The organism is Catalinimonas alkaloidigena (assembly GCF_029504655.1).
Classification (GTDB): Bacteria; Bacteroidota; Bacteroidia; order Cytophagales; family Cyclobacteriaceae; genus Catalinimonas; species Catalinimonas alkaloidigena.
Map to the genome: position 1 here is coordinate 2791549 of NZ_JAQFIL010000001.1, position 20733 is coordinate 2812281.

Sequence of the window (20733 nt, forward strand, 5' to 3'; positions counted from 1 at the left end):
TATATAAAAATATTATGCAGACTGAAATTAATAAAAGTAAGTATCAGCTACCTATAACAAATTATTTAGCTGCCGGAGGAATCGCAGCTTTGATAGCTATTGTCCTTAATAATATTTACCATTTATCTTACACTGAGATCACCGGAGTAAGTGTAGTGGAAGTAATTAATGTCGCTTCTGTAAGCATCGTAACTTTCGTTACTTTAATGTTGGCATCTCTAGTCTATTATGCTCTTGATCGTAATACCAATAAAGCTACAACAATTTTTATCGTATTAGCTATTTTTCTGACGATCTGTAGCATGGGTACCATGGCTATACCTATTTTTCCTAATAGAGATGAAGTTCCTGAGGGATTTTATGGACTCAGTCTGCCCATGCATTTTATTGCGGGTATTGTTGCCGCGGTGGTTATTCCCGCCTATATAGCTTATAAAGAAGGTAAAGCTAAAGAACATGAACATGCTTAAATGAAACCGAATATGTACCAGTCAGACAGATAAAACTGGCAATTTCAAAATCAATAAGCTGCTTGATAAACACTGAAGAAAGTCATGATTTTCAATTAAAATCTCAGCTACAGCTAAAAAAGCTTATATAGTTAAATGTATGCTTAATCTAATCCAGTGGGCAAGTCACATACATAAAGGCTCTATCAGTCGTTGTTATACCTAGCTTATAGTTGGACTATCATTCCACCACAAGTCATCTTTGTATTGTCACTCTGCAAATCTTCCATCATTTTTATAATGGTTGTGTACAATTTCCTTCCACCTCTAACATACCGACTCCATTTGCCAATCATATTAACATCCCTCAGGAAGCGCTTTTCATTGAGGTAAATCATCTTATACACTGACGTAAGTCATTGTGATGACGAGGGGAACATTCTACCTTAATAAGTATGATGGAAACAATTATTCTTGTCCTCTTATTAGGGGTGGTCATTATTTTGGTCGTAAGAGCATCCAAATCACACCGGCAAAAATCATCGGGAATATCAGATGGACACAAAGTTGAAAAGCTAAAAGAGAGCATTCCTTCTCGTTTTCGGCGGGGTTTACAGGGCGTTGCCCGAAGTGTTGAATATAAGGATATTTCGGATGATGAGGTGGGTTTGGATGAATTCCTGGCTTTTCGTTTGGAAATTGTAGACAAGGAAGGCAATGTACTAGAACTTATTCCAGTAGAAACCCGGGCAAAAAAAATTGTGGGTAGAATAAAAGAAGGAGATACTCTGCTTGTTTTGGGTAAGATCAATCGTCATGGCTTGCTGAAGCCTAAGGAAATCTATAATGTGTCTACTCATTTGGAGATCAGATTAAAGGGATATACCTTTTTCGGAACAGCAATAGGGTGTCTGATGGGATTACTTTTTACGGCTTCTGTTTTTGGCCTGATCGGAGGGGGAGTCTTGTTATTTGATCAAGACCCAAGCTATGGCATTATGATTCTGATAGCCTCTGCAATTTTGATGATTTTTAGTATTTATAGTGGTAATAAATACAGAGGAGGATAAGTGTTTAGGTCACTTATCAGTGCCTCTGCATTTTTTGTGAGGTGAACATCAACTTAAATAATTCGTCAAAATGATTTCTCAAAACCTCTCTACTCGGCATATAGATTATATTGAAAAAGATTTTCTTGATGATACTGGGCGCAGGATTGATACTGACTCCCTGAATATTTCTGCACTGGAGGACGTTCAGCTTTTAAAAGTAAACAGTCTTACTGACTTTTGGATATCTTCCTATGGAAAAAACATTACGCCCCGGCTTTTTATGGAAGACATTCTGGCTGGACTTTATGAAGAAGGGATTCCTTTGGTTTTTGCCATTTTTGCCAGCAAAGATCGGGTTGAAGTACTCATAGGTACCTACGGAGCAGGAAAAGTTTCTGCCAATGATAATTTAGCAATTGTACAAACTTCCCTACTTAGTTCATTCCAAGGAATAGAAATGGAAGTGCAACCTGCTGAAGCTCTCAGCAATAAAATTGATCAATTTAATTTTTCAGGTCTGGTTACGGGAATTCCCTCTTCCAAAAAAGGTTCAGAAGAAAATGGGTATGAAAAAGGTGGTATTGAGCAAATCGAGCGATTGATCAGAGGGTTATACGGAAAGGAATGGGGGTATGTGCTTATTGCCGCCCCAACTACAAATGACGAAATCAATACCCAGTTTAATGCTGTGCTGAATGAAATGCGGGTGATTCTCAATGCCGAAAAAGGAGTAGGTATGGAAAGCCCTATCTGCAAAAGATACAAGAAATTGCTGGAGGTATATTTAGATAAATTGCAGTTGGCCAAAGCCCTGGGCTTATGGCATACTTCTGTGTTTTTATATTCCCGGGATGCTGTTTCACTCAGTCATGTAAAAGCAGTGGCAAAAGCAACTCTGGCCGGGAAAGCATCGCTACCTGACCGAATCAGAACCCATACTTTCCAAGAAAAAATCAACTACCCCGGCCTCATATTAAATCCACCATCCGAAGCTCCGGGATATGTCAGCTATCCTTACGCTTTATCCAGTACCATTAATTCCTCAGATCTGGCTTCTTATGTGCAATTGCCCAGCCAGGAAATGCCAGGGTTTCAAATTAAACCTTATGCACGGTTTAATGTATCTCCCGACCCTAAAAAAGGAGAGAGCATTAACATCGGTAAAATCATCGATCAGGGGAATGAAACAGAAAGCACTTATAACATTGTGCTCAAGCAACTAAAAAAGCATGGACTAATTGTGGGAGGTACCGGTAGTGGAAAGACCAATACTCTTTTCTATTTACTGAAAGAAGCTTGGAAACATAAAGTTTCTTTCATGGTGATCGAGCCAGTGAAGACGGAGTACCGAAAGCTGTTACTGAGCAAAGAAATGGGAGAGGAAGTCCAGGTATTTACCTTGGGTAATAATAATGTTTCTCCTTTCAGAATCAACCCATTTGAAATTATGCCGGGGGTATCTGTCCAAACGCATATTGACCTGCTGAAGGCAGTATTTAATGCTAGTTTTTTCATGTGGGGGCCGCTACCTCATGTATTAGAGCGCTGTATACACGATATATACACCGACAAAGGCTGGGATCTTACCTCCAACCAAAACCCCCGGGGAGTACATAAAAATGCGCATCCTACCTTAACGGATCTGTATCATAAAGTAGATCAAATCGTAGCAAGCCTGGGGTACAGCTCAGAGACGACCATGGAAATCAGCTCTGCTTTGAAGACCCGCATTGACAGCCTGAGAATCGGAGGTAAAGGACTTATGCTCGATACCAGCACCTCTATCCCTTTTGAAAAGCTGATTAACCAACCCACAATTTTGGAACTTGAACCTATTGGAGATGATGAAGAAAAGTCTTTTATGATGGGCTTGATACTAACCATGATGTATGAACATCATATGGCAAAAGGCATCACAGAAGACAAAGGGCTAGTACACCTTACAGTAATTGAGGAAGCCCACCGGTTGTTAGGCAACTATATGTCCGCTAATGCTTTTACTGCCAATGCAAAAGGGAAGGCGGTTGAAACTTTCACCAATATTTTGGCTGAGATTCGGGCTTATGGGGAAGGCTTTCTTATTGCCGAACAGATCCCTACCAAGCTGGCTTCGGATGTCATCAAAAATACTAATTTAAAGGTGATGCACCGGGTAGTGGCCGAAGATGACCGGAAGGTGATGGGAGCCACCATGAATATCGGGGAGCGGGAAACAAAAAAAATCGTTTCCCTAAATGTCGGGGAAGCGGCCGTATACAGTGAAGGTGATGACGGAGCATTTCATGTCAAAGTACCTTACAGTAAGATAGAAGGAGAAGAAAGCTGGAAAGGTAAAGGAGATGAGCTTGTCATCAAAGCCATGGCAAACCTAAAAAAAAAGGTGAAGTATTTTACACCTTTCGTGGGTTGCCAGCAATATTGCGAGGCGATTTGTGAATACAAGAACAGGGGCAATGCTGTTGCGCAAAAACACAGGTTTTATTCGCAGATTCCTCCATTGGTACTTTCATTGATCTCTGAGGTAAATACAGTTGATTCCTTTGTATTACAGATCCTGGAGACGGTAGAAGGAAACACTCAAGATTCAAAGGGTTTACGAGTTTGCAGTATGATTCAGGGCGCTGAAAGTTATTTTAAAGTTTTGGGAAACCGATATCAATGGCCCTTTGAGGAAGCAGTACGTTTAAAAGAACTTTTTTTGGATATCTACTATGATATGATCTGCCAGCACGAGACTTTCGGTGCACAATTACCATCCAGTGCCCTATACCCGGACAAAGTGGATAAGTTCAAGCGTTTGTATGAGCGCTTATGTCAGGGGCAACAACCTACTCCTTTTTGCAGTAAGATTTGCCCCGACAATCGTTGCCTTTACCGGTTCAATATGCAGGAAGCTTTGAATGACGAATATTTTCACCGGAATTTTGTGGAAACCGTCAACCAGGGAGGAGAGCAGCTATGGAAAAACCTGGATAACCTTTGTAAGGAAGCTGCCAGGGAAGCCATATTTCCTAATGGGGGTGAACAAACCAACAAAAAAATAGCGCTGTGTTTTGCTTTACAAAAAAGCTATTCCATAAAGAGTTTTAGCAGGGTGCACATACGGACCATTCTGGAGAAACTCATTGAGACTGAAAAAGATACTGTTATTCATGAAAGCAAAAAACTGAAGTAAAAATGCTTAAAAGAACAAAAACACCAAGAATTTCCAGAGCGGGATTGAATAATATTTCAAGGCGGGGTGATAAGGAGGAAAAGTTTGTGGGGATCAATGGAAATCTGGTCATAGTGAATAGAGCATGGGCTAAAAAAGTATATGACAGCCTCTCCACACAAGCACGTACACTGGTTGACGAAACTGTTAATCATATTTTTTGGCTAAAAAAACCGGAAAGGTGGAATAAAAAGCTTGATCCAAGTAAACCTTCCGATAAACCCTATGTAAAACATTGGCTGGAAATAAGAGACGAGTTGATGGGGAATACTGGACAGAAGTATTGGCGGACAAAAGTTTCGGAATACAAAAAGCTGCGGAAGGATGTGCACAACGAGTTAAGAAAGGCGCCGGTGAAAGCAGAGTTTGGTAGAAGTGCTCAAGTAAGTCAGGTGCGTATCATGGGAAAATCAGACCCTGGTGATATTAAGCAAGCTATTCAAGAGGGAATGAATACCCATGGAGTAGATAAGGTTAAGTTTGCCCTTAACATTTGCAATAATCTTTCTACTGATCATATTAAAAGTCTGTCTAAAACCTCTGATGGATTAGAAGCAGTGTTGTTGTTACAAGGAGCTCTTTTTACTAAGACCAATAAAAAAGTTTTGCAAGAGATTGAAAGAATTGCAAGTACTTTTTCTACTGATTCTTTCCCTGGCCCAACACTTTCAAAGCTTAAGTTGTCACAGGGAATTTTGAGTGAAGGTATGAATGGTAAGCAGTTTTATAATTTTGTCAGAAATAGATTTCTTTTTCCTGGAGCAGATAAATCAGTGACTGCACTTGAATTAGCAAAGCGTCTCTTGAAAAAGCATATCATGGTGGCGAAACAAACTCCCGAAGGTTTGCAAGCCTTGACAGAAATCCGTAAGCAATTGACCATAGGCTCTTATGATGAAGAGAAACAAAAAGAAGCCGAGCTACAATTAAAGCGGATGGGAGAAATTTTGTGTCCTGGATCTACCGGTGAATACAAAAAATCAGCATATGGTATAATAGAAAGATATGGGTACGGCAAGAAACTACGTGTATTTGTTGAAAATGAAATTAGTATAGGAAAAGATAAGGCAGCAATCAGGATTATAGAAGGTTTTTCTGACAAGGATTTGATCAAGGTAGCACATAATGCTGAAGGGAGGAAATCCTTACTTTCTGCCTACAAGATATTAATAGAAAGTAATGAAAAAAATACACCAGAGCAATCAGTTAGGATATTGGATGCCCTGCAGGCAATAAGTAATCTTGATACAACAGAACGAAGAATAGCTAAACAAAACATTCCAATTTTTCCGGTGAGGCATACCTTCTTTTATAATGCTCCTCCTTTTGCCACCATCACAAAGAATGGACAGATACAGGTAAAGTTATCTAATAGGGTAAGGACCTATGAAAAGTTCAAAGCAGAAACCAAATCAATTCCTACTGCTGTATTTCTTCAGGGGAAAAATTTTAAAGCTGAAGAAATAGTAGGCTTTAAACTCTATGATGAGGGTGGGGTTGTAATCTATCGCCCTGCCGCCTATTTACTTGCTGTGAACAAACAAAGTGTGGACTATGCAATAAAAAAAGCAGGAGATATGGCGATGCTTGCACCTGGGAGTATGGGAAGCACTTTCGCAGCAAGAGGATCGGCTAGATTGGTTGAAAAAGCGCTTGATATGTCGGCCAGGGTTATCATTGCCAGTAATCTTTTTGTCATCAGACAAAACCGGGGTTGGCTAATCAAAAACTATGGAGATGATGGTCGGGCCTTTGCCGAAGTTATGGATAGAGCGGAACGTTACGCACAAATCTATGGGCAAGGTAAAATGATTGTTTCACCCATACTTGGTAAACTTCATCAGGCCTGGAAAAGGATACAAGATAGTAATCGTTCATTTAACAAGTCAGATCAGATCAGATATAGAAAAGTCAATGAGGCTACGCAAAAGTTTATGGAAGTTACTGATGATGCCCTTGGCAGAGTAAGAAGACCTAAATCAGAAGGTATTGAAAATCAAGCGTCTTTGAAGCAACTGGATAGTACGAACAAAACGACATCACGGGCATTGATTGAAGCGGAACAAAGGTTCAAAAAATTAGAGCAAGTGGTCACCGACCGGCAGAATCAGGATATGTTAGAGGCCGGTATTGCTTTCAGAATTGACAAGGACAATATCATCATTCATTCCATTGATGAAGATGGATTGGTGTTACACATCGAGAACAAATCAGGCCTGGTATTACCCAGGTTCAATGCGGAGAAAGAATTTACCAGAATGGTAAGAACCTATCCAGAAAGAGAATGGGAACTGATCAAGGATACAAAAGGAAAAAATTTTTATCTGGTGCATGGAGTGGGTGCCTGGGACCGGGGGCAAGTTTGCCAACGAACGATAAAAAGCGAATTTATTGATAAAGGGATCAAGACCCGGTCTATACAACATTATCATCCAAGGAAAGGACAAATAGACTATATTACCATTTTTCCTTCAAAGGATGATTGGATAGTATACTATGATCAGAAAATACACCCTGAAACTACAACTTTTAGTAAAATAAAATATTTAGACTATACTAGCGGTAAGTTAAACACAACTTATTTTACTAAGATCCCCACTCATTATGCAGATATAAGTCCAGCAAAAAGAAAAGTGTTGGAAAAATGGTTTGGGCATCCCCCTGATTCAGATGCTCCATATCTATTAAGATATAAAGATCCCATGCATGGAGAATGGGTGAGTAAACAATTTAAAGATCTAAACGTGTTTCAGGGGTATATCAAGAAACAAAACTTCAGGTGGGTTGAAAAACACACAAAGTTAACGTCAATCAGTAAAGAAAAAACATCTCAAAAAGAATTAAGTGTTAAGAAAGCTCCACTGACTGATAATGTTTCAGAAAGTCTAAAACGGGTAGCAGAGCGGGAAAAGCACCGACTGCAAAATCAAGAAATAATAAAAGAACAAAGAGAAAAGAGATTGAAAGACAGCTTGTAAAATGATCAAACCTGAATTTGTAGCGGTACCCGGAAGCCTTGAGCAAAAAAAAGTTTTAGACGCTCGCTCGAGAAGTTTGAGCATTGCAGCAAGCAGAGAAATATCATCCTGGTCGATGAAGGGTAGGTTTTCTGCAGAATTTTCAGATTCAACTTATAAAAAAAACAAGTGAGCCAAAGAAAGTAATGCTTTTTGACCTTCTAGACATGAGGAGTATGAAATTTTCCTGGGCTTGACTGTAAGTCGCTTGATTGAGTCATTAGTATCTTCCTAATTATTGACCGCGCTGAGGCGACCATCCTTAGCTTATTCTTATTTATTTTAAGATTTTTCTGGCATCCTTAATGACTATTATGTGAAATAGCCCCACTTCTGAAGGACTTCATTGGTTTTTCAGCTTCATAAACTTGTATAAATCAGAAAATAAAAGATAGCAAAACGATGACCAGAATGTAAACAACAAGCCTTATTGCTTTCAGTATCTGAGGCACATACTCATTTTAGTTAGACGTTACTTTCACGTTCTGTTACAGTCAAAAGTCTATAGGTTGATAAACAAATCAAATCCTTTATGTTTGTATTACTATGAATAAAGAACAACTTGAGCAACTTTCAGATGAAGAGTTAAGGGCTTCATTCAGGAAGCATAACATTAACGGTATCATCATATCACTGGCGCTTCTTGGAATTTTTTTACTTGTCTACTTCATCCCCCTGGGTATCAGCCCGGAGCTGATGTATTATCTGTTTTTGGGGCTGATTGTATTGTCAGCGGGTTTCGGCTTATGGTATAACTTCAGTAAACGCAAATATTTTAAAGAATTTAGGGAGCGCGACATTCGTTTTTAAGCATTATACATATACTCATCATTATTTATCCATAATTATCCTTCGTTTCTAAGGCTATCCACAGGGTTTCTTCTGGCAGCAGTAAAAGATTTATAACCTACAGTAAACCAGGCTATTAGCATTGACAATATGAAGGTTATGATGAAGAACCATGCTGATAGTGGAATACGGTACTCAAATGTTTCCAGCCAGGCCTGCATGGTATAGTAGCTTAAGGGAGCCGCGACTAAAAACGCAAGCAATACCAGCATGCTAAACTCTTTTGAGAAAAGGTAGATGATATGATCAATGGTAGCCCCCATCGTTTTTCTAATACCGATTTCCTTTTGTCTTTGGAGTGCCAGATAGGATACCAATCCGAACAAGCCTAAACAACCGATAAAAATAGACAGGAAGACAAAGATTTTGAACGACTGATACATCACATCCTCTATGACATAAAAAGCATTCATTTCAAAGTAATCATCCAGCGATACAGCGGTATAAAAATGATCAGGAAACAAAAGCTCCCATGCATCCTGTACAAATGTAAGTTCATGTGCTGCTTTGGGTTCGTGAAGACTTATAGCTACTGTCTCAATTCTGTCATTGCTATAGTAAAGTAAACAGGGATGAATCTCTTGCTGTAAGGGGGCATTAAAAAAGTCTTCTACTACTCCTGCGATAACAGCTTCTCTTTCACCATCCGTTTTAACCGTATGTCCGACCGCTGCCTCTATTAAGGGAAAACCCAGCGTTTTTACAGCTTTTTCATTTAGGAGAACATTATATGTTTTTAGGCTATCATCAAGAGTTACCAGGTCACTTTCACGAAGGTTTCTCCCGGCTACTAAACTGATGTTAAAGGTTGACAAATAGTTTGGGTCGGTTGACTTACGCTCAATGCCATATTTTTCAGCATCACCAAGCTGTGGATTGTAAATGGAAGTCCAGCTTGTACTGCCTGACAAGGGCGGTCCTGAGCTGAATGAAACTTTATCTACAATACTCTGACTGGTGAGCTGGTTTTTGAAGGATTCAATTTTTTGAGCATCACTTTCCGGAATAAATATGATGTTCAAGTCGTTCTTCCTGAAACCCAAATCTCTTTCATGAACATAATTCATTTGGGTAGCTACTACTATTGTTCCAAAAATCAGTACCTGAGAGATCACAAACTGCACGACAACCAGAGATTTTCTAAGGGAAAACCTCCCGGCAAAGCCAGTGTTTTTTGCATTGATGGATTGCTTAAGTGCTTCAGCAGGACGAAAACCAGCCAGTACATGGGCTGGATAGTAGCCGGCAAGAAATGTGATGAGAAGAGAAAGGCCGATCAGAAAATAGACTACCGAATTTTCAATCTTTAACCCAAAATCAATGACAACTGAGAGGTAGTCATTGAAAGCCTGCACAAATTCTTCAGCGAGATATAGCCCGATCAATGAGGCGGTAACTGTCAGCAGTAGCGTTTCCATCATATACTGGACAACCAGCTGAATTTTAAGGCTGCCTAAAGCTTTTCTGATACCAATCTCTTTGGCCCTTTTTACGGATTGTGCGGTAGCCAGATTGATAAAGTTAATGCAAGCGGTCACAAGCACAATAATTCCCATGCTTACAAAGGCGATGATCAGTACACTTGGCGTAGCGTAAGTTGTCCCTCCATAAAGTTCATCAGTATGAATTTCAGCTAAAGCCTGTAGACGATAGGTTTTTCTCGCAGCAGTTTCTTCATCAAAATATTTTTTTACAAAGCCTACTAATTGTTGTTCCAATCTTTCTTTGGAGTAGCCTTCCTCCAGCCTGACAAAGGTATAGCTACCAGAGCTGGTATTGTTCCATGACGAATACCAGTCTGGAAATATCTTCTCAAACGCTACGAATGGTAATAACACCCGAAAGGTAACATTGGTATTGCGGGGTATGTCTTCCAGAATTGCTGAAATCTGATAAGGCTCTTTTTCAACCATGATCGTTTTACCAATCAGTTCTTGATAGTCACCCCGTTCTGTATAACCGAAGTATTTGTCTGCCAAGGCTCTGGTAAGCACCACCTCATCAGGAGTACTCAGCAAACCCTCTTTCTGACCAGCTAATAATTTGTAGTTAAAAGTAGTAAGATAGTATTGGTCAGCATATGCGAGATCATCTTCTTCAAACATCCGTTTATCTCCGTTTTCTTCAGGGATTTTGACCACTACATTTAGCTGATTAAAAATTTGAGTCACTCTTTTTATTTCGGGGAAATCATTTCTCAATGCCCTGGCCAGGGGAAAGGTAGTATAGCCTTGATGACTTATTCCTTCAGCGCCTTTATAGTCTTCAACTATACGATAGATACGCTCTGAATTCGTATGAAAAGCATCAAAGCTATATTCATGCTTGACAAAGGCATAAATAAAAACACAGCATGCGATGCTCAGTGCCAATCCGGAAATATTTATAAGCGTATTGAATTTATTACGCTTAAGATTTCTCAAAGTGGTGGTCAGAAAATTTCTCAGCATAGGAATAGATGATTAAAGTAGGTATAAGATGGGGTGTTTTGGTTTTAGTTATTCCGTTCTTAAAGTTTCAGCGGGATTAGCGTGTGCTGCCCGGATGGACTGAAAACTCACAGTAAGCCAGGCAATCACCAACGCTATGATACCGGCAAATAAGAAGATACCTAAGCCTAAATTTATGTGGTAGGCAAAATCCTGAAGCCACATGTTCATTGCCAGATAGGAGAGGGGCACTGCTATGACAAATGATATGAGTACCAATCTGGTAAAATCTTTAGAGAACATGTAGACAAGCTGAGATTCGCTTGCACCCAATACTTTTCTAATCCCTATCTCCTTTGTTTTTTGCTCGGCTGTAAACGAAGCCAGCCCGAATAATCCCAGACAGGCAATGAAAAGCGCCAGCCCGCAAAATATCGTAAAGATTTTCCCTATTTTCTGATCTGTCTGATAAAGATTGTCAAATCTTTCATCCATAAAGCTGTATTCAAAAGGCAGTTCCGGGACATACTTTTTCCATTCTGATTCCAGGAAAGCAATACTTTCTTTAATATTTTCCGGCTTGATTCTGAAGGAGATAGCAGCGGTGCTCTTTCCCATCTGATGTTTATCACTGCCAATGACCATTACCATAGGTGAGATTTTTTCTCTCATGGTCTGATAATGAAAATCCTGTACTACACCTAGGACGTGGAAAGAATAAATTTTGTCCGGCTGTTCTCCAAAAGAACTTAATAATTTGCCAAGCGCACCCTCACCGTCATTATTGAGTTCAAATTGTCTGACAAATGACTCATTGACGATAATTCCCATACTGTCTGTACTGTATTCACGGGAAAAGTTTCTGCCTTCTACGATATGCATCCCCATGGTTTCTATATAGTCATAGTCAATACTCCACCAGGGTACGGAAGTGGTATGCTCATCATTGGGGTTTTTGTCTCTGAAAATCGCATTGCTATTATTGCTGATACTATTGGCAGGTAAAAAAGAAGAGATAGTAGCATTTACAATATTGGGGTTTCTTAACATTTCCTGTTTGAAAGCATCAATCTGCTCTCCCAGGTAAAAGGTATTATGTAGCACCAGCACATGCTCCTTGTCATAGCCAAGTTTCATGTCTCTGATAAACTCCAGTTGCTGGTATACGACTATGGTACCTACGATGAGGATGATGGAAACCCCAAACTGAAAAACGACTAAGCCGCCCCTCAACCACGTATTACCAACACCCTTTGAAATTTTACCCTTTAATACTTCTATAGGCCTGAATGAAGATAAAATGAAAGCAGGATAACTACCGGCCATCAGCCCAACCGTAAATATGGTACATATGATAGCTAGTGCTACCCACTCCCAATTGAAGTTAGTAAACTTAAGTTGCTTGGCTGATAAATCATTAAAGTAGGGGAGCATAACTTCAGCCAGGAGCAGTGCAATTACCATTGAAATAGCTGTAAGCAGCATGGCTTCTACCAAAAACTGGAAAATTAACTGCTTACGTTGAGAACCCAGGGTCTTACGAATTCCAACTTCTTTTGCTCTCCCGGCTGAGCGGGCGGTAGACAGGTTCATAAAGTTTACGCAGGCAATAAGCAATACGAAAAAAGCAATGGCCGCAAATATGTAAACGTACTTGATGTCTCCATTGGCTTCCATTTCAACGCGAAGGTTTGAATATAAATGGATATCCAGCAAGGGGTGCAGGGTGTACTTAAAGGTATTACCAGCTTCCATAAATTCATCCATGCTGATGTTGGCAAACTGTTTTAGTTGTGGTGCCGCATAAGTCTTAAAGGTTTCGTTAAGTTTAGCTTCTAATTGCTGAGGGTTAGCATCCTCACGGAGTAAGAGGTAGGTATGAAAATTATTGCTCAGCCACATATCATTTCTACTTTCCTCCAGTGAGGCCATAGAAAACATCACGTCAAAATGGAAATGTGAATTGCTGGGCATAGTCTCAAAGACGCCGCTTATAGTGTATTCAACTTTTTCTCTACCCACTTGAATATTTTTTCCTATAGGAGGATTTTTTTCCCAATCTGCCCCAAAGTATTTCAATGCATTATCTGTACTGATCACAAGGTGGTTTGGCTCAGTCAGCGCGGTTTCGGGATTACCATATAGCATCGGGATGTTAAAAACCTTAAATACGGTAGAGTCAACATAGACCACTTTATTTTCTTGGTAAACCTGATTACCATTATACAGGTTAGTGCCTCCTCTCTGACGGAAACGTACTGCAGAAACTACTTCTGGATAGTTGTCATTTACGGTCTGGGCAAAGGGAGCAGGCACTACCGCATAACTACCTTCCTGTCCGCCCATTTTATAGTATCCATGGATTCTGTAAATCCGATCCGCTTTCAGATGATGTTGATCATAGCTGAGTTCATCTAAGAGGTATGCACTGATCAACAGACAGGTTGCTAACCCAATGGAAAGTCCCAGGACATTAATCAGGGTATAAAATTTCTGTTTGAGTAAATTTCTGCTGGCGACGCTCAGGTAGTTTTTGATCATGATCAGGCTTGTTGGTTAATCTTTCAATTGAAAAAATGTGCCAGCTATGAAAAGCGCCTTTTTTTATCAAAATCAGGCTTTTTGTAGTACTTGACTGTACATTTACGAACATCCTTGTCCAGGAATGAACACAAAGGGGCAATTTTATGATGAGTTTACTCTTTCAGTATATGCCTTAAGATCAGCCTAATTCCAGACATGCGTAGGAAAATCGGTTATTATCAAATTTAATATTTTTACGATTGAATAAATTTTATTAATTTGAGTTAATTGGTATAATTTATTCAATAAATAAGCTATTTAGTTGCGTATAGCGAATCAAAAAGAGTTAAACATTAAATTTTGGATTATGAACACTGTTGAAGTTGAAGGCCTGCATTTTTTTTACTATTTGACCTGGCAATCTCATAATGATGCATCCAGCATAAGTTTTATTCCCAGAGACGAAAGCCTTCAATTAATACTTGATGAGAAGCTCGCTGCTGACAAAGTTCTCTATGACCTTTTTTCTTTTATGGATGAATACTTTTATGAGCTGCGGGATCGTTTTGATTTCATTCCTCTTTTTCAGCAAAGTGTAGAATTGTTTGAAATTAAGATCATTAAGAAAGATATCAGCTCAAAAGAGCTTTCCGGCGTGATTCATGAATATTTGAAAGCAGCATAGGTAATGTTCATCTTTTTGCACTGGCAGATCACATATTGGTCTCGGTGAGAAAGCCTGTGACATACTGATATTCACATTTTCTATTCACCATTTGTGTAACTTTTCCCCACACTGTAGTAGCAATTGGCTTCGCATCTTTGCTTACTTAAACTTTCTTACTTCCTTAAATTTGATTTATAAAAGAAATAATGATACAAACTTTGGATAATTAGGTGAATTAATCATTATGTTCATCATTTAAAGATGCTGGTATCAGGCTTGACATTATGCTAGTAGCATAACCGAAAGCCTATGAAATTTTTAAAATTTACAATTGCATTTTTAGTTCTGACGAGTTCCCTGATTTTTATCATTTCCTCTGAGAAATTCTACATTGATTTGATTCAGTCATTTACGTTTCATGCAATGTTAGGCTACATATTTTTGAGTGCGCTATTTGCGCTATTCCGTTGGAAATATGTCACGTTCGCCGCTTTTTCAGCAAGTTTACTTTTAGCTGTTTATTTACTACCCCATATCAGCGGTGAGTCAAATCCTGCTTACTCAGTAAGTGGAGAAACGTTAAAAGTTGCTCATTTCAATGTATTAGGAAGTAATAGGCATTTTGATGATATCATTAACAATTCAATTGATCTGAATGCTGATATCCTGTCATTTCAGGAAGTAGAAAGAGCCTGGGCGCTTAAGCTAATGGATGGGCTTGAAATGCAGTACCCTTATTTTGCTATTACAGAACACGAAAAGCATGGCGTAGCCATTTTCTCAAAATATCCATTGAAAAATCTTAAAACCTACAAATGGACCGGAGAGCCTACCTTAACCGGTGATGTAGTTTATCAGGATAAAAATGTACATTTCATTACTACCCATACTCTATCGCCCAGAAATCCTGAGCGTTACAAAAACAGGAATGAGCATTTGAGTAAAATTGCTGAATATGTCAAAAATATAAACGGTCCTGTTTTAGCGATAGGAGATTTTAATGCTGTACCCTGGAATAAATATATTGTAAAAATTAAGGAAAGCACTGATCTGGTAGACAGCAGAAAAAGCATTGCTTCTACTTACCCTGCTAACTATCCGCTTGGACTGCCCATAGACTATATTTTACATTCTGACGAACTTAGCTGTGTCAACTTCAAAGCTGTTAATGCGATGGGTTCTGATCATAAGGGGATTGTAGGTGAATATGTATTCAATACACCTACTATGCTGGTAGATATGAATTAATTCGTACGCTGGTAGAGAATTTTACCACCGACTATGGTCATGTCAGCCTGAGTCTTGAGGATTTCATCTTCAGGAATAATCATGATGTTTTGTGAAAAAACAGTAAAGTCTGCCAGTTTACCTACTTCTATACTACCTTTGATATCTTCTTCAAAAGCTCCATAGGCGGCATCAAGCGTATAAGATCTGAGCGCCTCTTTTCGGCTCATCTTCTGTTCGGGTTCAAAACCACCTTCAGGCTCGCCTGCTAAGGTTCTACGGCTTACAGAAGCATAAAAGCTTGGTAATGGATTGAGTGGCTCTACCGGAGCGTCTGTTCCATTCACAATTTTTGCCCCACTGTCCAGTAATTTGCGCCATACATAGGCACCTTCAATGATCCTTTCTTCTCCTAATCGTTCAATTGCCCAGGGACGGTCTGAGGCCATATGTATAGCCTGCATGGCAGGAACGACACCTAGCTCACTGAATCTGGGAATATCTTCAGCACTCAAATGCTGTGCGTGTTCAATTCGGAACCTGTGATCTTCAGCAAATTCAGGCTTTTCGTTAAAGGCTTTCTCATAGTTATTAAGTACTTCGCGGTTAGCCCTGTCGCCGATGGCATGCGAACACAGCTGTAATCCACTTTCTAAGGCTTTAAGTGATGTCTCATAAACACGACTCATGGGTGTAGTATTGTGGCCAAACTGACCAGGCATATCAGCATACTCTTCAAGCAGCCAGGCACCTCTTGAGCCTAATGCTCCGTCCATATAAAGTTTAATGCTGCGAATAGTAAGGAAATTGTTTCCCAGTCCTACAGCAGGTCCATTTTCGTAGTATTCTTTTAGAAGTGTGCTGTCGTTTCCGCTTATCATAGCCCAAAGACGTACTTTCATATTACCTTCTTCTGCCAATTTGCGGTAAGTTTCTTCAATATCTTTGGTAATGCCCGCATCCTGAAAAGAGGTAATGCCATTTACCAGACACTCCTGCATTGCCAGTTCCGCTGCTCTTTCATAACCTTCAGAAGTTGTTTCAGGAATTTTCTCGGTGATTATTCTCATGGCGTTTTCATTAAAAATTCCAGTGGGATTCCCTAATTCATCTTTAATGATTTCGCCCCCTTCAATTTCTATGACCTCAGGTCCTTCCTTTTGTATGTTGACTACACCTGCAATTTCCATCGCTTTGGCATTGGCTAAGGCGGCATGACCACTGGCATGTTTCAGATAAACCGGGTGATTGGGAGCCACTTCACTTAAACCTTGATGGGTAGGAAAACCCTGGACCATTGTAGGGGCCAGGGAATCCCATTTGTCCTGATGCCAGCCTCTGCCGATAATCCATTCTCCTTCAGGGGTATTTTTTGCTGCCACTGCTATCTTCTCCAGCATTTCCTCATAACTCTTCACCTGCAATAAATCCACGTTCATCTTATTCATACCCACACCGATAAAATGGGCGTGCCCTTCTATAAAACCGGGTGTGATGGTTTTTCCTTCCAGGTCAACTACTTCAGTTGCTTCACCAATCCACTTCTGCACACCCTGATTATCCCCTACATAGACGATGGTATCATTGATGACAGCTACCGCTTCTGCTTTGGGCTGAGCCTCGTTGACTGTATATATCTGACCATTGTGGAGGACGAGCGTAGCTTTTTCCTCAGGGTTATTACAGGAAACTGCAATGATGAAAAGCGAAAATATTATGAAATGAGAAAAGAAGCGCATCATATAGTTTGTTGGTAGTGTCATGAAAGATGAAAATACGTTGAGTCTGCCTTTTTGCCAAATTTTATAGCAAAAGCCTGTTAGTGTTTGCTGTGGCAAAAAAAATGGGATCAGGTTTTTTTAACTTACTGTGAGTTAAACATACCTATTTATATCATTCACTCACCCGGGATTATGCTTGTTTCACAAGAAAGATATTGTCGTTCACCGGGCAAATCGTGAAATTAGCACAAAATCAATAATATCAGCATGCAAAAACCAAATCGTTTTTTTTTTACTTCTCTGGGGAGTCATTCTTCTCCTTTTAGTGCTTTTTGCAGGTACTATTTTTTGGAACTAGAAAAGCACTGCTTCCTACATATCCAAAGCACAATTTGACGATATACTGATGGAAGGAATAGCAAGTGAAGTAGTGCTGGTAAGGAATGAAAAACTGGCAGAGATTACGCTTGAGCAGGAAGCTTTGAATAGTGGTAAATATGAAGATCTCCTAAATAATCAGACCTCATTTTCCGAAGTCAATGGCCCACATCTTAAGTTAAAAATTTACAATCTTGATAATTTTGATCAAGACTTTCGAGATGCCCAGAAAAATATCCCTTTAAATGAAAGAATTAACTTTAGCATTGAGGAACGTTCGGGCATAGGAAGTTTTTTGCTGAATTGGGGATTTCTTTTTTGGTTGCTGACAGCTATTCCTATCCTACTTTTGTGGTTAGTTTTCAAATTATTCTGGTCCACCAAACCAAGTAAAAAGTCCGTTCAAGCTGTAAAACAGCAAAATTTAAACGGTTCAGAGTCTGCTGAATACCATCAGCTAAATTTTCCAGTCAAGATCGGGGACAGAACCATTTTTCTCGAAATGTATAACATCGTTTCTTTTCAGGCAAAAGACAAATATGTAAATGTGCTGGATACCGACGATAATACCTATCTGATTGAGCATACGCTCAATGATTTGGAGAATAAGCTACCCCAACAATTTATTCGTATTCATCGCTCGTATATCGTAAACAAGCTGCTGATCAAAGAAATCCGAAAGCATTCTGGCAATAGATTTACTGTACTTCTGAAAAGCAAAAAATCACAACAGCTTGTTTCCAGCCAAAGTTATGCGCCTAAAGTGAAGGCACTGATGAAGTTTTAGGCAAATTCGTAGCCATCTACGTCATCGTAGCTGACGCCTAATTTATCCATCACTTCCTGAGGGCTGCCTTTCCATACATTGGCGGTATTTCCCATGTATTTGAGATCTTCAATACCCATCTTGCTGGTGAAAAATCCAGTAGCCACAAAGTCTCTAAAGTTATTAAAAAAGTTGCCTCCCTGGCTCATTTCAGGCTTAGCGATTTCAGGATAAGCAATCTGATCCAGAATTTGCTTTTGTTGCTTTTCACTTAAGTCAAAAAATGATTTTTCAAACTGATGCATGCTCTCTATGTCCAGCCAGCGTAGACCTCCCCGCATACCGGTTTGGTGCCACGGCTGATCTTTCATCATAAATTCAATGAATTCAGGAACACCCGCATCAGCAGCATTGCCAGAGCGCTCATCAGCGGGAATAATGAGATTGGCTAATACCGTCACGGTTTGCATCTCGTGGTCGGTAAAAAACTGCTGCTCCATCAGCTTTTGATCCGCTTCGCTAATATTCATTTCCTCATTAGCGGCATGCTTATGCTCAGTAACTTCCGCTGTTTCTTCGGGAGTTTCGCAGCCGACCCAGGTTAAACTCGCTAAGGAGGCGGCGGCTCCACTCATATATTTAAGAGAGGTACGGCGGTCCATACCATTTTTATTAGGCTCTTCCATAATTCAAGTATTAGATATTACCTTTCTTTTTCTGGTCAATGATATATTCAGATGTACGCAGTGACAGGGCTAAAATAGTCCAGGTAGGATTTTTGTCAGCCATAGACACAAATGAGGCACCATCAGCGACGAAGAGGTTTTTACAGTCAAATGACTGACAGTACTCATTTACCGGAGCTTTTTTAGCATCCTTACCCATTCTTGCTACGCCTACCTCGTGTATGATTCGCCCGGGTGCGTGAAGTCCATAGTTGGATTCTTCACCAGCCTTGTTCCACAGAAGCTTTCCACCCATGCTGTCAATGATCTCTTCAAAAGTATCCTGCATATGTTTTGCCTGCAGTATTTCGTAATCACTCCATTTGTAGTTGAAACGAAGCACCGGAATACCCCACTGATCAACTACACCGGGATCTATCTCGCAATAGTTGCTTTCCAGTGCAACCGGCTCACCACGTCCGCTGAAGCCCACCATAGCACCGTAAAAACTCCGATAATCGTTTTTCAGTTGAGTGCCATAGCCACCACCACCTTTGGGGCGCTCAGCACCGAAAGCAGCATTATAATTTTGAATGCCTCCCAGAAAACCATAGGAAGGCATGTTCTTGCCTCCCCAGATTTCAATATGATAACCTCTGGGAAAATTTAACTTGGCCTTTTGATTGTCTATCCACCAGGGCATATACATGTGCATGCCTCCGACACCATCTTCATTATATGGGATTCCGTCCATCATCTGGGGAAAGACTCCCGCAAGGTCGCCACCGGTAGAGTCCATCAGGTATTTTCCTACCATGCCACTGGAATTGCCCAGACCGTTAGGATGGCGTGATGATTTGGAGTTTAGCATCAGGCGAGCCGTCTCACAGGCACTGGCAGAAAGCACCACGGCTTTTGCCCTGACAGTATATTCCATATTGTCATCCTTGCTTATATAAGAAACACCGGTTGCCAATCCTTCATCATTGGTAAGTACTTCTCTGGCCATCGCGTTGGTAATCAGGGTAACGTTACCGGTCTCCAGCGCTGGAGGAAGAAGTACAGAAGGTGAAGAAAAATTTGAATGGGTAGAACAACCGCGATTACACTGTGAGCAATAGTGGCAGGCTGCCCTTTTTCCCAAAGGCCGGGTAAGGATTGAAAGCCTGGAAGGGACCACGGGGATATTAAGGGGGTCACAAGCTTTCTTCACCAGCATTTCATAAGCACGGGGTTTGGGAGGAGGGAGGAAATGACCATCCGGCTCATTGACCAGTCCTAAACTGGGATCAAAATTAACCCCAAATACACCAATCATCTTATCTATTCGGTCGTAATAGGGTTTGATATCGGCATAGCTGATCGGCCAGTCATCGCCCAGACCATCAACACTTTTTCTTTTGAAATCCTTTTCCCCAAAACGCAATGATATTCTTCCCCAGTGATTGGTGCGTCCACCGAGCATGCGGGAGCGGAACCAGTCAAATTCAGTGCCTGCCACCCTGGTATAGGGTTCACCCTCAATCTCCCAGCCTCCAAAGGCAGCGTCAAATTCGCCAAAAGGTCTGTGGGTATTCGCTCCTCTGCGAGGAGATTGGTAAGGCCATTTAAACATATCTCCCTGAGCGGAGTCAAACATAGGCCCTGCTTCAAGCAAGGCGACTTTAGCACCGGCTTCAGCTAGCGTTTTTGCTGCCATTCCACCACCAGCACCTGAGCCTACAATACAAACGTCGTAGACTGTTGAACTTTCTTTAATCTGCATTGAGCTGTTTT

At 40.4% G+C, this 20733-nt stretch carries 13 protein-coding genes; 8 read left to right on the top strand and 5 right to left on the bottom strand.

Annotated features, from left to right (window positions below):
- The first annotated feature begins 14 nt into the window (after positions 1-14).
- The 5 genes from OKW21_RS11425 to OKW21_RS11445 all read left to right on the top strand — a co-directional run bounded on the left by OKW21_RS11425 (position 15) and on the right by OKW21_RS11445 (position 8542).
- Positions 15-470 (top strand): DUF6069 family protein, encoded by a 456-nt coding sequence (locus OKW21_RS11425; RefSeq protein ID WP_277479576.1) that lies wholly within the window; start codon positions 15-17, stop codon positions 468-470.
- A 434-nt stretch (positions 471-904) separates the two neighbouring features.
- Positions 905-1519: a hypothetical protein gene (locus OKW21_RS11430; protein ID WP_277479578.1), complete on the top strand. Its 615-nt coding sequence runs from the start codon at positions 905-907 to the stop codon at positions 1517-1519.
- A gap of 70 nt (positions 1520-1589) precedes the next feature.
- The gene (locus OKW21_RS11435) at positions 1590-4676 is read left to right on the top strand and encodes an ATP-binding protein (RefSeq protein ID WP_277479581.1); all 3087 of its coding nucleotides are present in this window, start codon (positions 1590-1592) and stop codon (positions 4674-4676) included.
- 2 nt (positions 4677-4678) lie between these two features.
- Positions 4679-7693: a hypothetical protein gene (locus OKW21_RS11440; RefSeq protein ID WP_277479582.1), complete on the top strand. Its 3015-nt coding sequence runs from the start codon at positions 4679-4681 to the stop codon at positions 7691-7693.
- A 585-nt stretch (positions 7694-8278) separates the two neighbouring features.
- Positions 8279-8542, top strand: a complete 264-nt coding sequence (locus tag OKW21_RS11445; protein ID WP_277479583.1) for a hypothetical protein — start codon at positions 8279-8281, stop codon at positions 8540-8542.
- A gap of 35 nt (positions 8543-8577) precedes the next feature.
- Here the strand turns inward: OKW21_RS11445 and OKW21_RS11450 are convergent, their stop codons facing one another.
- Positions 8578-11031: an ABC transporter permease gene (locus tag OKW21_RS11450; RefSeq protein ID WP_277479585.1), complete on the bottom strand. Its 2454-nt coding sequence runs from the start codon at positions 11029-11031 to the stop codon at positions 8578-8580.
- 48 nt (positions 11032-11079) lie between these two features.
- Positions 11080-13551, bottom strand: coding sequence for an ABC transporter permease (locus OKW21_RS11455; RefSeq protein WP_277479586.1), 2472 nt, complete (start codon positions 13549-13551; stop codon positions 11080-11082).
- A 349-nt stretch (positions 13552-13900) separates the two neighbouring features.
- On the opposite strand from OKW21_RS11455, the gene OKW21_RS11460 reads away from it, so the two are divergent.
- Positions 13901-14218 (top strand): hypothetical protein, encoded by a 318-nt coding sequence (locus OKW21_RS11460; RefSeq protein ID WP_277479588.1) that lies wholly within the window; start codon positions 13901-13903, stop codon positions 14216-14218.
- Positions 14219-14509: 291 nt separating this feature from the next.
- On the top strand, positions 14510-15448 hold the full coding sequence (locus tag OKW21_RS11465; RefSeq protein ID WP_277479589.1) for an endonuclease/exonuclease/phosphatase family protein: 939 nt from the start codon (positions 14510-14512) through the stop codon (positions 15446-15448).
- Here the strand turns inward: OKW21_RS11465 and OKW21_RS11470 are convergent.
- Positions 15445-17190 carry an amidohydrolase gene (locus OKW21_RS11470; protein ID WP_277479590.1) on the bottom strand — a complete coding sequence of 582 codons (1746 nt, stop codon included), beginning with the start codon at positions 17188-17190 and terminating at the stop codon, positions 15445-15447. The genes OKW21_RS11465 and OKW21_RS11470 overlap by 4 nt on opposite strands.
- Positions 17191-17554: 364 nt before the next feature.
- Between OKW21_RS11470 and OKW21_RS11475 the strand changes: the two genes are divergently transcribed.
- Complete coding sequence (locus OKW21_RS11475) at positions 17555-18313, top strand: LytTR family DNA-binding domain-containing protein (RefSeq protein WP_277479591.1); 759 nt, start codon at positions 17555-17557, stop codon at positions 18311-18313.
- Here OKW21_RS11475 and OKW21_RS11480 read toward each other — a convergent pair.
- Both OKW21_RS11480 and OKW21_RS11485 read right to left on the bottom strand, forming a co-directional pair.
- Positions 18310-18978, bottom strand: coding sequence for a gluconate 2-dehydrogenase subunit 3 family protein (locus OKW21_RS11480; protein WP_277479593.1), 669 nt, complete (start codon positions 18976-18978; stop codon positions 18310-18312). The genes OKW21_RS11475 and OKW21_RS11480 overlap by 4 nt on opposite strands.
- A 10-nt stretch (positions 18979-18988) precedes the next feature.
- Positions 18989-20722, bottom strand: coding sequence for a GMC oxidoreductase (locus OKW21_RS11485; protein WP_277479594.1), 1734 nt, complete (start codon positions 20720-20722; stop codon positions 18989-18991).
- Positions 20723-20733: the final 11 nt, after the last annotated feature.